This is a genomic window from Streptomyces sp. NPDC050416, from assembly GCF_044458845.1.
In the GTDB taxonomy this organism is placed as follows: Bacteria; Actinomycetota; Actinomycetes; order Streptomycetales; family Streptomycetaceae; genus Streptomyces.
Genome location: NZ_JBITII010000020.1, coordinates 1 through 12,191, shown reverse-complemented (window position 1 = coordinate 12,191; position 12,191 = coordinate 1). Strand labels below are relative to the sequence as shown.

The 12,191-nt window shown below is 72.5% G+C and carries 14 protein-coding genes; 9 read left to right on the top strand and 5 right to left on the bottom strand.

What is annotated here, in order from left to right; translation table 11 throughout:
• Positions 1-5 precede the first annotated feature (5 nt).
• Positions 6-296: a zinc-ribbon domain-containing protein gene (locus ACIBL4_RS38775; protein ID WP_399416528.1), complete on the bottom strand. Its 291-nt coding sequence runs from the start codon at positions 294-296 to the stop codon at positions 6-8.
• Between the two features lie 173 nt (positions 297-469).
• Between ACIBL4_RS38775 and ACIBL4_RS38770 the strand changes: the two genes are divergently transcribed.
• Positions 470-787, top strand: coding sequence for a DUF5949 family protein (locus ACIBL4_RS38770; protein WP_399416527.1), 318 nt, complete (start codon positions 470-472; stop codon positions 785-787).
• Between the two features lie 10 nt (positions 788-797).
• Positions 798-959, top strand: coding sequence for a DUF5949 family protein (locus ACIBL4_RS38765; protein ID WP_399416526.1), 162 nt, complete (start codon positions 798-800; stop codon positions 957-959).
• 54 nt (positions 960-1,013) lie between these two features.
• On the opposite strand, the gene pgm is transcribed toward ACIBL4_RS38765, so the two are convergent.
• Together pgm and ACIBL4_RS38755 are read right to left on the bottom strand one after the other, a co-directional pair.
• Positions 1,014-2,654: a phosphoglucomutase (alpha-D-glucose-1,6-bisphosphate-dependent) gene (gene pgm, locus ACIBL4_RS38760; RefSeq protein WP_399416525.1), complete on the bottom strand. Its 1,641-nt coding sequence runs from the start codon at positions 2,652-2,654 to the stop codon at positions 1,014-1,016.
• 239 nt (positions 2,655-2,893) lie between these two features.
• Complete coding sequence (locus ACIBL4_RS38755; RefSeq protein WP_399416524.1) at positions 2,894-3,322, bottom strand: hypothetical protein; 429 nt, start codon at positions 3,320-3,322, stop codon at positions 2,894-2,896.
• 134 nt (positions 3,323-3,456) lie between these two features.
• On the opposite strand from ACIBL4_RS38755, the gene ACIBL4_RS38750 reads away from it, so the two are divergent.
• Together ACIBL4_RS38750 and ACIBL4_RS38745 are read left to right on the top strand one after the other, a co-directional pair.
• A complete protein-coding gene (locus tag ACIBL4_RS38750) occupies positions 3,457-3,603 on the top strand; it encodes a hypothetical protein (RefSeq protein ID WP_274813646.1) in 147 nt (48 codons plus the stop codon).
• 91 nt (positions 3,604-3,694) lie between these two features.
• Positions 3,695-4,567 carry a hypothetical protein gene (locus ACIBL4_RS38745; protein WP_399416522.1) on the top strand — a complete coding sequence of 291 codons (873 nt, stop codon included), beginning with the start codon at positions 3,695-3,697 and terminating at the stop codon, positions 4,565-4,567.
• 7 nt (positions 4,568-4,574) lie between these two features.
• Here the strand turns inward: ACIBL4_RS38745 and ACIBL4_RS38740 are convergent, their stop codons facing one another.
• Complete coding sequence (locus ACIBL4_RS38740) at positions 4,575-5,525, bottom strand: TIGR01777 family oxidoreductase (protein ID WP_399416521.1); 951 nt, start codon at positions 5,523-5,525, stop codon at positions 4,575-4,577.
• 114 nt (positions 5,526-5,639) lie between these two features.
• On the opposite strand from ACIBL4_RS38740, the gene ACIBL4_RS38735 reads away from it, so the two are divergent.
• Positions 5,640-5,966, top strand: coding sequence for an antibiotic biosynthesis monooxygenase family protein (locus ACIBL4_RS38735; RefSeq protein ID WP_399416520.1), 327 nt, complete (start codon positions 5,640-5,642; stop codon positions 5,964-5,966).
• 153 nt (positions 5,967-6,119) lie between these two features.
• On the opposite strand, the gene ACIBL4_RS38730 is transcribed toward ACIBL4_RS38735, so the two are convergent.
• A complete protein-coding gene (locus ACIBL4_RS38730; RefSeq protein ID WP_399416519.1) occupies positions 6,120-7,472 on the bottom strand; it encodes a diacylglycerol/lipid kinase family protein in 1,353 nt (450 codons plus the stop codon).
• 324 nt (positions 7,473-7,796) lie between these two features.
• Here ACIBL4_RS38730 and ACIBL4_RS38725 point away from each other — a divergent pair, with 324 nt between their 5' ends.
• From ACIBL4_RS38725 to ACIBL4_RS38710, 4 genes are all read left to right on the top strand, one after another.
• The gene (locus ACIBL4_RS38725) at positions 7,797-8,303 is read left to right on the top strand and encodes an SRPBCC family protein (RefSeq protein ID WP_399416518.1); all 507 of its coding nucleotides are present in this window, start codon (positions 7,797-7,799) and stop codon (positions 8,301-8,303) included.
• Positions 8,303-9,361 carry an LLM class flavin-dependent oxidoreductase gene (locus ACIBL4_RS38720; protein WP_399416517.1) on the top strand — a complete coding sequence of 353 codons (1,059 nt, stop codon included), beginning with the start codon at positions 8,303-8,305 and terminating at the stop codon, positions 9,359-9,361. The genes ACIBL4_RS38725 and ACIBL4_RS38720 overlap by 1 nt, the downstream gene beginning before the upstream one ends.
• A 70-nt stretch (positions 9,362-9,431) precedes the next feature.
• Positions 9,432-10,121, top strand: coding sequence for a hypothetical protein (locus ACIBL4_RS38715; RefSeq protein ID WP_399416515.1), 690 nt, complete (start codon positions 9,432-9,434; stop codon positions 10,119-10,121).
• 828 nt (positions 10,122-10,949) lie between these two features.
• The gene (locus ACIBL4_RS38710; protein WP_399416580.1) at positions 10,950-12,053 is read left to right on the top strand and encodes a GNAT family N-acetyltransferase; all 1,104 of its coding nucleotides are present in this window, start codon (positions 10,950-10,952) and stop codon (positions 12,051-12,053) included.
• Positions 12,054-12,191 lie beyond the last annotated feature (138 nt).

Below are 12,191 nucleotides of genomic sequence, written 5' to 3'. Positions count from 1 at the left end.
CGGGCTCAGAACCGGTGTTGCTGCTGCTGCGGCTGCCCGTAGGTCTGGCCGCCGTCGCCGCTCGCGCTCTGGGCCTGCAGCTGCTCCGCCTGTTCCTTGGTCACCTTCTGTTCCGCACCGCAGAAGGTGCACTGCGTGAGGTGCTTCGTCGAGATCGGGAACAGCGGCACGAAGAACAGCGTGAACTTCGTGACGCGCTTCCTGAGCGTGTGCGCGGCGGGGTTGCCGCACTGGCCGCAGACCAGCGTCAGTATCGCCAGCTGGTACAGGTACCCCTTGGTGCCGAAGATGATCACGTGACGGTCCTTCCCGGGTCGGATCTTCCTCCAGTGTCCTGTATCGCGGTCCGCGCCGACGAGCCGGTGTCCACAGGAGATGTGCCCTCGCTCGTGTGGAGAGCCCGGCGGGGCGTGGTCCAGTCGGGTGACGGCGGGCCGTGCGCCGCCCCGGTGCGCCGATGGGTTCCGCGGTGACCTCGATCTCACCCGAAACGCAGTCCGTGCACACCGACGACCTGGGCTCCCTCGTCGTCCTGTCCTGGCGGGGCACGACCCCCGCGGGGACGTTCCGTACCTCCTGGCGTGCTCCCTCGGCGACGGTGCGACGGCCCGGAGGCCACGTCGAAGGCCATCGGGCAGCTGCTGACCGGCGCCGGCATCCCCCGGGCGAGGGCCTCGTCCACGCGACCCAGCGGCCGAGTCTGCCGGTCGGCCTGCTCGTCGTGCCGGGGTCGGCCGTCCGCACCGTGCGGCACCTCAAGTCCCAGTTCGTCCCGCCGGAGACCTGACCTGGAGACCGTGGGCCAACTCGGGTACGCCGTCCTCGTCTTCGCCACCCGGCTGTGGCCGGAGGGCGCCGAGCCCGGCGACGTCGAGACGCTGGCCGCCTTCACGTCCGACGAGGACGTGCTCACGTCGGCGGCGCATGTCGTGCTGCCCGCCCGCAGCCTGCGCAGCTGAAACCCGCCCGGCCCGGGACACCGTGAGGTGACCCGGGCCGTCGCGTGCCCGCGCTCAGCTGGAAAGCGCCGTCAGCACCACGGTCTTGGCCTCCTCCTGGACCTGGTGGAGGTGGTCGGGGCCGCGGAACGACTCGGCGTAGATCTTGTAGACGTCCTCGGTGCCCGAGGGGCGGGCCGCGAACCAGGCGTTGTCGGTGGTCACCTTGATGCCGCCGATGGAGGCGCCGTTGCCGGGGGCCTCGGTGAGCACCGCGGTGACCGCGTCCCCTGCCAGGGTGTCCGCGCTGACCTGGGCCGGGGAGAGCTTGGCGAGCAGGGCCTTCTCCTCGCGGGACGCCGGCGCGTCGATCCGCGCGTACGCCGGTTCGCCGAAGCGGGCGGTGAGCGCGGCGTAGTGCTCCGAGGGGGTCTTCCCGGTGACCGCGGTGATCTCGGAGGCGAGCAGCGCCAGGATGATGCCGTCCTTGTCGGTGGTCCACACGGAGCCGTCCCGGCGCAGGAAGGACGCCCCGGCCGACTCCTCCCCGCCGAAGCCGATGGTGCCGTCGACCAGTCCGTCCACGAACCACTTGAACCCGACGGGCACCTCGGCCAGTTCGCGGCCGAGGTCGGCGGCGACCCGGTCGATCATGGCGGAGGACACCAGGGTCTTGCCGACACCGGCGGCCGCGGGCCAGCGGTCACGGTGGGCGTACAGGTACGAGATGGCGACGGCGAGGTAGTGGTTGGGGTTCATCAGCCCCGCGTCCGGGGTGACGATGCCGTGCCGGTCGGCGTCGGCGTCGTTGCCGGTGGCGACGTCGAAGCGGTCGCGCTGCTCGATGAGCGACGCCATCGCGTACGGCGACGAGCAATCCATGCGGATCTTGCCGTCCCAGTCCAGCGTCATGAACCGCCACGTGGGGTCGGTGTGCGGGTTGACCACGGTGAGGTCGAGACGGTGCTGTTCGGCGATCCGGCCCCAGTAGGCGACGGACGCCCCGCCCAGCGGGTCCGCCCCGATGCGCACGCCCGCCGCGCGGATCGCGTCCAGGTCGAGGACGCCGGGCAGGTCGGTGACGTAGGTGCCCAGGAAGTCGTAGCGGCCGGTGGTGGCCGCGGCGAGGGCCCGGGCGTGGGGGATGCGCCGTACGTCCTTCAGGCCGCCGCGGATGATCTCGTTCGCCCGGTCCTGGATCCAGGAGGTCGCGTCGGAGGCGGCGGGCCCGCCGCTGGGCGGGTTGTACTTGAACCCTCCGTCGGCGGGCGGGTTGTGGGACGGGGTGACGACGACACCGTCGGCGAGGCCGGTGGTGCGCCCGCGGTTGTGGGTGAGGATGGCGTGCGAGACCGCCGGGGTCGGCGTGTAGCCGTCCGCCTCGTCGATCAGCACGGTCACCTCGTTGGCGGCGAAGACCTCCAGCGCGGTGACCCGCGCGGGCTCCGACAGGGCGTGGGTGTCGGCGCCCAGGAACAGCGGGCCGTCGGTGCCCTGGGCCGCGCGGTACTCGCAGATGGCCTGGCTGGTGGCGGCGATGTGGTCGTCGTTGAACGCGCCGGCCAGTGAGGTTCCGCGGTGTCCGGAGGTTCCGAACGTGACGCGCTGACCCGGGTCGTCCAGGTCGGGATGGAGCGCGTAGTACGCGGTGACCAGCCGAGCGACGTCGATGAGATCTTCGGGACCGGCCGGACTGCCCGCTCGCTCGTGCTGCATGGGCCCGCTCCTCCACGTGGTGTGATCCTTCGCTTGCGCACTCATCCTTCCTCGTCACAGCCGTGACACGCGAGAGGGGCACCGCTGTGAGTGCCGGATGTGCGCCAGGCCACGCGGCGAACCGCCGGACCGCAGCACGCACCACGAGGAGGCGGCGCCGCGTACCACCGGGACTCCCGGTGATGCGCCGCGCCGCCTTCCTCCCTGGTGGGCGCCTTGCCGGGCGCCGTCGCCCCTGGTCAGATCCGCCCGCCGGTGAGCCGGGTGAGCGGGCCGTACGCCTGGCGCTCGGCGCGCCGTCCCACCGCGTACGACGCGGCGGTCAGAGCGGTCAGGCCGGCCCCGACGCCCGCGGCGACGGCCTTGCGGTGGGCGATCACCGTCCAGGCGGTCTTCGCGGTGGCGGCGACCTGGCCGGACGCCGCGACGACCGCCTGGCGGCCCGCCTCGACCCCCTTGGCCGCGGTCTGCACGGCCGCCGTCGTCGTCTCGGCGGAGCGCTCGGCGCCGGCCTTGACGGCTGACGCCGCGTCATCGGCCTTCGTCGTCGCGCGCTTGGCGGCCTGGGTCGCCGGCGCGGTCGCCTTGTCCGCCGTGCGACGGGCCTTGGACTCCGTCGCCCGTATGGTGGTCGGCTTCTGATTCGTGCGCTTGTTCTCTTCAGTCATGGACTCCGACTTGCCTCTGACTCCCGCGGCAAACGTTCGGCCGCGCACCGTCCGGGCCTGCGCAGGGCTGAGCACCTCGTCGGAGGGGTAAGCGAACTGCAGGCAAGACGACGTCAGAACACGAGGGAGTGCACATGGCCGGCATCCTGAATCGCATCAAGCAGTTCGCCCGGAGCCCGCAGGGGCGGCGGGCCGTCGAGCAGGCACGGCGGGCCGCCGCCGATCCGCGCAAGCGGGCCCAGGCCCAGCGGCTGCTGGGCAAGCTCCGCGGGCGCCGCTGACCGGGCCGGAGACCAACTCCTCGCACACACGCGTGTGTTCATGCCCGGCAGGGGCACTTGGGTCGCACCACACCTGAGAGGAGCTGGTTCGATGCGCAGGGCAGGGAACGGCAGGAAGGTCTGTGCCTTAGGCGTCGCCGGTGTGCTGGCCGGCACGGTGCTGGTCGGCTGCGGCGACGACGACGGCACGGGTGACGGCGCAGGGGGTTCCTCGGCGCGGGGCGACGCACAGGAGCAGGGCACACAGGCGGTGCGCTCGGCCTACGACAGGACGGCCGAGGAGGACACCGCCAAGGTGAGGCTGCGGGTGCAGACCTCGGCCCAGGGCGCCTCGGAGACCGCGAACGGACAGGGCGCCGTGGACCTGGACGACGGCGACAGTGTCATGACGCTCACGGTGCAGGGGCAGCGGATCGAGCAGCGGGTGGTCGATCAGGTGCTGTACCAGAAGATGCCGGAGGGGCAGGCGCCGGGCGGCAAGCCCTGGATCAAGATCGACCTGGGGAAGGTCTCCGCACAGCAGGGCACGGGCGACCGGTCCATGAGCGATCCGGCGCGGTCCGCGGCGTACGCCAAGGCGATCACCGACAAGGACGTGACCAAGAAGGGCACGGCCAGGATCGACGGCGTCGAGACCACGCGGTACCGCGTCTCCGTCGACGTCGCGAAGCTGCCGGGCGGCGACGCGCTGCGGAAGCAGGTCGGTCCCACCCTCCCGATGGACGTGTGGCTGGACGAAGAGGGCCGCATGCGCCGTCAGCAGATCGACATGACCCTCAAATCCGCACCGGGGTCGACGGAACGGTCCTCCACCGACGCCTCTTCCTCGCCCCAGAAGGTCACGGTGCGCACGGTCATGGACTTCACCGACTTCGGCACCGAGGTGGAGGCGGACGCGCCCCCGGCCGGGCAGGTCACCGACATGACCGGCAAGGCCCTGGAGCAGGGCAGGAAGCAGGGCTGACCCGGGCTCACCCCACGCCACGGCTGCGGAACCGCCGTACGAGGTCGTCCGCGGCCGCCGGCCAGTCGGGGTGCCCGAACGTGAAGCCCGCGTCCAGGAGGCGGCCGGGGACGACGCGGCGGCTCTTCAGCAGCAGTTCGGTGTCCGAGCGCAGGACGAAGGCACCGGCCTCGGCCATCCAGCGCGTCGCGGGCAGGCCCACCGGGACCCCCCACGCGGCCCGCAGGGCGCGCATGAAGTCGCGCTGCGGCAGGGGCCCGGGAGCGGCGAGATTGACCGGCCCCGTGATGTCGTCCCGGGCGACGAGGAACTCGACCGCCCGGACGAAGTCCTGGTCGTGGATCCACGACACGTACTGTGCGCCGCCGGCGACGGGGCCGCCGAGGCCCAGCCGGGCCAGCCGCAGCAGGACGTCGAAGACGCCGCCGCGGTCGGGGCTCATCACCATGGCGGCGCGCAGGGCCACCTTCCGGGTGTGCGGGGTGCCGGCCGTCTCCTGCTCCCGCTCCCAGGCCTTGGCGATGTCGACGCTGTAGGCCCAGTAGCCGGGGGCGTCGGGTTCGCTGCCGCCGATCACGCCGGTGGCCTCGTCGTTGGGCGCGTCGTAGCGGTGGGCGTAGACGGTGGCGGTGCTCATCTGGAGCCAGACCCGGGGCGGCCGAGCGGCCTCGGCGATCGCCTCGCCCACGACCCGGGCGGAGTGGACCCGCGAGTCCATCATCTCCCGGAGGTTGGCGGGCGTGTAGCGGCAGTTGACGCTCCGGCCGGCCAGGTTGACCACGACATCGCTGCCGTCGATCTCCTCCGCCCACGGCCCCGGGGTGGCGCCGTCCCAGTGCACCTCGCCCTGCCGCCCCGGGCGCCTGCTCAGCACCACGACGTCATGTCCGGCCGCGCTGAGCGCGCGCTTCAGGACTGTGCCGACCTGCCCGGTCCCGCCGGGCATCACGATCTTCATGTCACTCCCCCTCGACGTGTGGGAATGACCCCAGCTCATATTTTGAACACGTTCAAAACCTTTGATGGCGTAGGTCTTAGCCTGCGCAGATGCACCATCGGGCAAGATGGGCCCATGAGCGTAGTCAAGATCAATGTGCTGACCGTGCCCGCCGAGCAGCGGGAGACGCTGGAGAAGCGGTTCGCTTCCCGCGCGCACACCGTGGAGAGCTCCGACGGCTTCGAGTGGTTCGAGCTGCTCCGCCCCGTGGAGGGCACCGACACGTACCTCGTCTACACCCGGTGGCGTGACGAGGCGTCGTTCCAGGCCTGGATGGAAGGACCGATGAAGGCCGCGCACCAGGGCGGCGGCGAGGGCGGCGAGCGCCCCAAGGCGGCGGCGAGCGGCTCGACGCTCTGGTCGTTCGAGGTGGTGCAGCAGGCGGGGCCGAAGGGCGCCTAGATTCTTTGCTTCGCCGCGAGCGCGAAGAACGCGGCCGTCCGGCCCCGCGGCGGCGCACGCCGCCGCGAGGCCGGCAGCCGGGCCCGACAGACCGCCAGCCGTAGGCCGTGCGGCGGCGGCCAGGTGCAGTATGGCGGCGGTCAGGTGCCGTGTTCAGGGGCGCCGGGAGCGCGAGGGGGCGGCCGTACGGCCGACCGCCGCGGCCAGTTTGCGGAGGCGGCGCCAGTCCAGGCGCGGCGGCGCCTCGGGGACCCCGGGGCGGTTGCGGGGCACCCGGACGCGCAGGGCACGGCGGGCGATGCGGCAGTGGACGGGGGCGGGCAGGATCAGTGCCTCGCCGTCCAGGCCGACCTCCAGGTGCGGTGCGTCGGCCTCGACGACCACGTGCTGGGCAGTGAGCATCGTAAGGCCCTCCGGGCGCGGGGCCAGCAGGAGTTCGGCCGCTTCCACGGCACTGTCGACGCGGACGGCGAGCACGCCCAGCTTCCCGGAGTCGAGCCGCTGGCGCCGGCCGAAGCCGAACGGATCGTCCATGCGGTACGGGTTGTTACTCACCAGCACCGCCTGCGGATCGGCGATGACGGTGCCGTCGGCGCCGGCGGTCAGCCGCGGGCCGCTCTGCCGGGTGAGCAGTTCGGGCAGCCGCTCCAGCGCCGCGCCCACCTTGTCCTCGCGGTAGCCCGGGCTCTGGACGACGGCCCCGTACGCGCCGAACGACGCGTTGTTGACGAAGGGGCGGTCGTCGGCGAAGCCGAGATCGACGCGGAGTTCCACCCCGTCGGTGAGGGCGTCGAGGCACGTGGACGGATCGTCGCGGTCCAGGCCCAGGTCCATGGCGAAGTGGTTGCGCGTGCCGGCCGAGATGACGAGGAACGGCAGGCCGTGTTCCGCCGCGACGGCGGCGACCAGAGCCTGCGTGCCGTCGCCGCCCGCGACGCCGAGCAGGTCGGCTCCGTCGGCCACGGCGGCCTTGGCCAGGGCGGTGACGTCCTGGTGCTGTTCCGGGTCGAGGAGGACGACTCGGGCGCCCAGTGCCTCGGCCTTCTCCTTGATGCCGAACTTCCCGACCTTGCCGCCGCCGGAGCGGGGGTTGAGCAGGAGGAAGGGGCGCTTCGGCGGTGGCGTGCGGTACTCCTTGACCCGCACCGGCCGCAGGCCCGTGCTACGCAGGGCGTAGCGGCCGCTCCAGACCGCGAGGCACCACAGCAGCAGGGACGCGAAGACCACCCAGAGCAGATTCGCGACCGCGAAGAGCGTGATGACGGCGACGGGGGTGACGAAGGCCAGTGCGGCCGCCGCTGTGCGGACCGGTCCCCGGCGGGACAGGACCCACCAGAGCGCGGCCGCGGTCAGGGCGATTCCCGCCAGGCCTGCCGCGAGCAGCAGCAGGCCCTTCAGACCGCCGGTCACCAGGGGCAGCAACGCCGCCAGCGCCACTGAGGCCAGGGCTCCCCTGGCCGCCCATCTCTGCCGGCGGTGATTCCGCTCGCTCATCGCCGATCCCATGTCGTCCTCCGCTCGAAGGCGCGGGCGGACCTTCCGGACCGCGCCCGGCCGTGAAACATCGTGCCCGCCGACGGATCGGCATGGCTACCGCCATCCCCGATGAACTCCCCCGCCCTGAGTGACGTCAGACGTGACGATCTTCGGGGGCGGAGCCATCGGTAGCGTACGCGGCCCGCGAGCGCGGTTCCACGCACCGGGGCACGTCGGCGCCCGCCCGCGCCACCGCTGTCGGCAGTGGACGCGCACTCCTCCTTGACCTTGTGAGTCTCATTACGCAACTCTGCTGCCTGCCACAGTTCCTGTCGACGAGGAGGCCGGCACGCGATGGAGTGGACGGGCGCGCGGTACGCGGACGGACCGACGGTCGAGGTGAGTACGTGGATCGCCGCCCCGCCGGGGCGGGTGTGGGCGCTGGTGTCGGATGTGACGCGGATGCCGGAGATGAGCGAGGAACTCCAGTCGGTGCGGTGGGTCGACGGGGCCTCCGGTCCCGTGGTCGGGGCCCGGTTCGTCGGGCGGAACAAGCACGAGGCGTTCGGCGAGTGGGAGACGACCTCCACGGTCGTCGCGTGCGAGCCCGACCGGGTGTTCTCCTGGGCGGTCGGGGATCCGGACGAACCCAGTGCCGTCTGGCGGTTCGTCCTCACACCCGTGAACGGCGGGACCGAGGTGTCGCAGTGGATGCGGATGGGGCCCGGTCGCTCCGGGCTCTCCTTCGCGATCGACGCCATGCCGGCGAAGGAGCAGAAGATCGTGTTCGTGAGGTTGCGGGAGTTCGAGCGCGGCATGACCGCCGCGCTGGAGTGCGTCCGGCAGTGGGCGGAGGCCTGATGCGGACGGCGACGACCGTCGAGGCGTCGGGCCTCGGCTCCTGGTCCCGGCAGGCCGACTTCGTCGTCGAGGCCGAGAAACTGGGGCTCGACGTCTGCTGGGTGGCCGAGGCGTGGGGCTCCGACGCCCCGTCCGCCCTGGGCTTCTACGCGGCCCGTACGGAACGGATGCTGCTGGGCTCCGCGGTCATGCAGGTCGGGACGCGCACTCCGGTGGCGCTCGCCCAGACGGCGATCACCCTGTCCAACCTGTCCGGAGGGCGCTTCCTGCTCGGGCTCGGCCCGTCCGGTCCGCAGGTGATGGAAGGCCTGCACGGGGTGCCGTTCGCCCGTCCCCTGGCGCGCGTGCGCGAGACGGTGGAGATCGTGCGGCAGGTGCTCACCGGCGGCAAGATCTCCTACTCGGGCTCGGAGTTCCAGATTCCGCTGCCCGGCGGGGAGGCGGTGCCGATGCGCCTGTCCATGCGGGCCGAGCACGCCGTGCCCGTCTATCTGGCCGCGCTGTCACCCGCCATGCTGCGGCTGACCGGCCAGGTCGCGGACGGCTGGCTCGGCACCAGCTTCGTACCGGAGGGCGCGGCGGACGCCTACTTCGCTCCGCTGGACGAGGGGCTGGCCGCCGCGGGCCGCGGCCGTGACGGCTTCGACGTCTGCCAGGGCGCCGAGGTCGCCTTCGCCCCGGACGAGGAGGCGCTGGGCGCCATGGTCGCCGGCCGGAAGAAGGAACTCGCCTTCAGCTTGGGCGGCATGGGCTCCGCGTCGGCCAACTTCTACAACCGGGCCTACAGCCGGCAGGGCTGGGCGGAGGTCGCGGCGGAGGTTCGGGAGCGCTGGCAGGCGGGCGACCGGGACGGTGCGGCCGGTGTGGTCACCGACGAGATGGTGCTGGCGACCACGCTCATCGGCACGGAGGAGATGGTGCGGCGGCGGCTGCGCGTCTGGCGGGACGCCGGGGTGGACACGGTCCGTCTCTATCCGGCCGGTGAGACCCTGGAGGACCGGCTCGCCACCCTCGGCCGGGCGATCGAGCTGGTCCGTGAGGTCGGCGGCACCGCCTGAACACGGTGGCCGGGTAGGCTCCCTTGCCGATCATCGGACGACAGGAAAACAGGGGGGCTCCGTGCGGGCCATGGCTACCGTGACGACGACCGCCCTCGCATTCCTGCTGGCCGGTGCCGCACTGACCGGCTGCGGCGCCGGTGGCACCGGTGAGGAGAAGTCCGCCGGTGACATCCTCGACGAGGCCAACGCGACGATGCGGAAGCTGAGTTCGGTCACCGTCGACATCACCATCCGCACGCAGAGCGGCGGTTCGGTCACCAACCGCCTCGTGACCGACCTCGACAGCCGCTGCAGATCCAGGACCACCTGGTCCGGGGGCGGCACGCTGGAGCAGATCCGGCTCGGCGAGACGGACTACGTCCGGCCGGACCGGGCCTACGTGCAGAAGTGGAAGAACTATCCGGGCGTCACCGGCGAGCAGAAGCTGTGGGTGAGGACGCCGGTGGACCCGGCCGCCCGGGGCGGCGACGGACTCGCCTCCTGCGAACGGCCCTTCGACTCGTTCGGCATGGCACGCAAGGGCGGCTCCACTCGCGTCGAGGGTACGAAGGCCGTCGAGCTGATCGTGACCGACAAGGCGGACAAGAAGGGGACGTACACCTTCTACGTGGCGGCCGAAGGCAAGCCGTACCTGCTCAGGACGGTCTACAAGAGCGCCGCACAGCAGACCACCACCTCGTTCGGCGACTTCGACGAACCGCTCGACATCCGGGCCCCGAAGGCGGGCGAGGTGCTGAGCCTGCCGGGCCGCAACTGACCCGGCGCCACAGGAGAGCGGGCAAGCGCCGACAGCGCTTTCCGTTGGCATTCCGGCAGCTAGTGGCCGAGCGGGGGCGAATCGGCTCACAAGGGCTTGACGGGGCGGGATGCGCTCGGCCTACTTGAAGGCGCAGCCGGCCGTGTCGGGGGTCTGGTCCGGCGTCGGCCTCTTGGGCCGAATCGCTCCGTCCTCCCCCGCCGATACGCAGGTCAGGGGTCTGATGGTGCGGCGACGATGGGCAGCGGCGGTGGGCCTGGTGGCCTGCCTGCTGTTGCTGCATCTCGCCGTTCCGGGGGCCGCGCCGGGCGGCCGCGTGGCTGACGCCGCGGTCACGGCGGCGGTGAACTCGGTGGAGCCGGGGGCGGCTTCGAGCGCCGGGGGTGAAGGGACCGGAGCCGATGGAGCCGGAGCCGAGCGGACCGGAGCCGAGGAGACCGGAGCTGAAGAGGCCGGAACCGAAGAGACCGGAACCGAAGAGACCGGAACCGAAGAGGCCGGAACCGAAGAGGCCGGGGAGCCCTGTCCGTGCGAGGAGGAGCCGTCGGTTCGGCAGTCGGCGGCGCGGACGCCGAGGACGGCGGGAGCGGCCCGGGCGGGCACCGTGGTGACCGGCGCGTCCATGGTGGACCGGGGTGGTGCGGACGTCCGGGCGGCGGGAACGGGCCGGCGTCCAGGAGTGGCCGCAGCCGCCCCCAACGCCGTTGAGTTGCAGGCGTTTCGCTGCTGAGCGACGGCAGTACCGACCAGGGCCTGCGCCGTGCGGCCCGAGTACTGCCTGGTGCCGGTACGCGGTGATGTGCAGGCCTTCGTGTGTCCCCCATGCCGATGACACAGGAGGCGGAGTTGCCCGGACAGCGTGTTCTGATTCTCAAGCCGGACGAACTGAGCCCTTCCGACCAGAAGATGTGGCGGGAGATTCGGACGGAGTCGGGTGCCCCGGCGAATCCCTTTCTCGACCCGGCGTTCACCGCGGCGGTGGGGCAGGTCAGGCCCGCGGCCAGAGTGGCGGTGTTGCTCGACGACGGCTCCCCGGTCGGGTTCTTCCCGTACGAGAGGGGGCCCTTGGGGCAGGGCCGGGCCATCGGGCTCGGCGTGTCCGACAGCCAGGGGGTCGTCCTACGCCCCGGGATCCGGCTCGACGCCCGCAGGTTACTGCGGTCCTGCGCGCTGTCGTCCTGGGAGTTCGACAACCTCGAAGCCGGTCAGCGGGTGTTCGTGAGGCACGCGGTCGAGGAACTCGCCTCCCCGGTCGTCGACATCGGCGACGGGTTCGAGCCGTACACGCGGCGGCTGCGCGCGAAGTCGCCGAGTTTCCTCAGACAGACCCTGGCCAAGGAGCGCAGGCTGGCCCGGCAGGTCGGCGAGGTGCGGTTCGCGTACGACGCCCGGGATCCGGATGCCTTGCGGGCGCTGATGGAGTGGAAGTCGGCGCAGTACCGGCGGACCGGCCGGCGCGACCGGTTCGCGCAGGAGTGGATCACCCGGCTGGTGGGGCTGCTCGGGCAGAGCGAGGAACCGGAGTGCCGGGGCGTGCTGTCCGTGCTGTACGCGGCGGACCGGCCGGTGGCCGCGCACTTCGGTCTGCGCTCGCGCACGGTGCTGTCCTGGTGGTTCCCGGCGTACGACCGCGCCTACGCCAAGTACTCCCCCGGACTCGTGCTCCAGCTGAGGATGCTGCAGGCCGCGGCGGCGGACGGCGTCGAGACGGTCGATCTGGGGAGCGGTCCGGCCCGCTACAAGGAGTCGCTCAAGACCCGTGACCTGCGGGTGTACGAGGGAGTCGTGGTACGGCCGGTGCCGGGCGGGGCCGTCCACTGGCTGGGGCGGGTGCCCGCACGGGCCGCCCGTCGCTTCGTCCGCAACCGGCCCCTCCTGGCCGGCGCGGCGGCGCGGGCACTGGAGGGGGTGGGGCGGCTGCGCGGTCACTGAGACCGGCCCGGCCGGGGGGGCGGGGGGGGGGGGGGGGGGGGCCCCCCGGGGGCGCGGGGGGCGGCCGCGGGGGGGGGGGCCCGCGACCACGCCCCCGCGGCCCGGCCGCCCCCCCCCGCGGCCCCGCGCCCCGGCGCG

Excerpts from the sequence above, each read along its gene's own strand:
- pgm (WP_399416525.1), bottom strand. The coding sequence starts at position 2,654 with ATGCAGCACGAGCGAGCGGGCAGTCCGGCCGGTCCCGAAGATCTCATC.
- ACIBL4_RS38755 (WP_399416524.1), bottom strand. The coding sequence starts at position 3,322 with ATGACTGAAGAGAACAAGCGCACGAATCAGAAGCCGACCACCATACGG.
- ACIBL4_RS38750 (WP_274813646.1), top strand. The coding sequence starts at position 3,457 with ATGGCCGGCATCCTGAATCGCATCAAGCAGTTCGCCCGGAGCCCGCAG.
- ACIBL4_RS38745 (WP_399416522.1), top strand. The coding sequence starts at position 3,695 with ATGCGCAGGGCAGGGAACGGCAGGAAGGTCTGTGCCTTAGGCGTCGCC.
- ACIBL4_RS38740 (WP_399416521.1), bottom strand. The coding sequence starts at position 5,525 with ATGAAGATCGTGATGCCCGGCGGGACCGGGCAGGTCGGCACAGTCCTG.
- ACIBL4_RS38735 (WP_399416520.1), top strand. The coding sequence starts at position 5,640 with ATGAGCGTAGTCAAGATCAATGTGCTGACCGTGCCCGCCGAGCAGCGG.
- ACIBL4_RS38730 (WP_399416519.1), bottom strand. The coding sequence starts at position 7,472 with ATGGGATCGGCGATGAGCGAGCGGAATCACCGCCGGCAGAGATGGGCG.
- ACIBL4_RS38725 (WP_399416518.1), top strand. The coding sequence starts at position 7,797 with ATGGAGTGGACGGGCGCGCGGTACGCGGACGGACCGACGGTCGAGGTG.
- ACIBL4_RS38720 (WP_399416517.1), top strand. The coding sequence starts at position 8,303 with ATGCGGACGGCGACGACCGTCGAGGCGTCGGGCCTCGGCTCCTGGTCC.
- ACIBL4_RS38715 (WP_399416515.1), top strand. The coding sequence starts at position 9,432 with ATGGCTACCGTGACGACGACCGCCCTCGCATTCCTGCTGGCCGGTGCC.
- ACIBL4_RS38710 (WP_399416580.1), top strand. The coding sequence starts at position 10,950 with ATGACACAGGAGGCGGAGTTGCCCGGACAGCGTGTTCTGATTCTCAAG.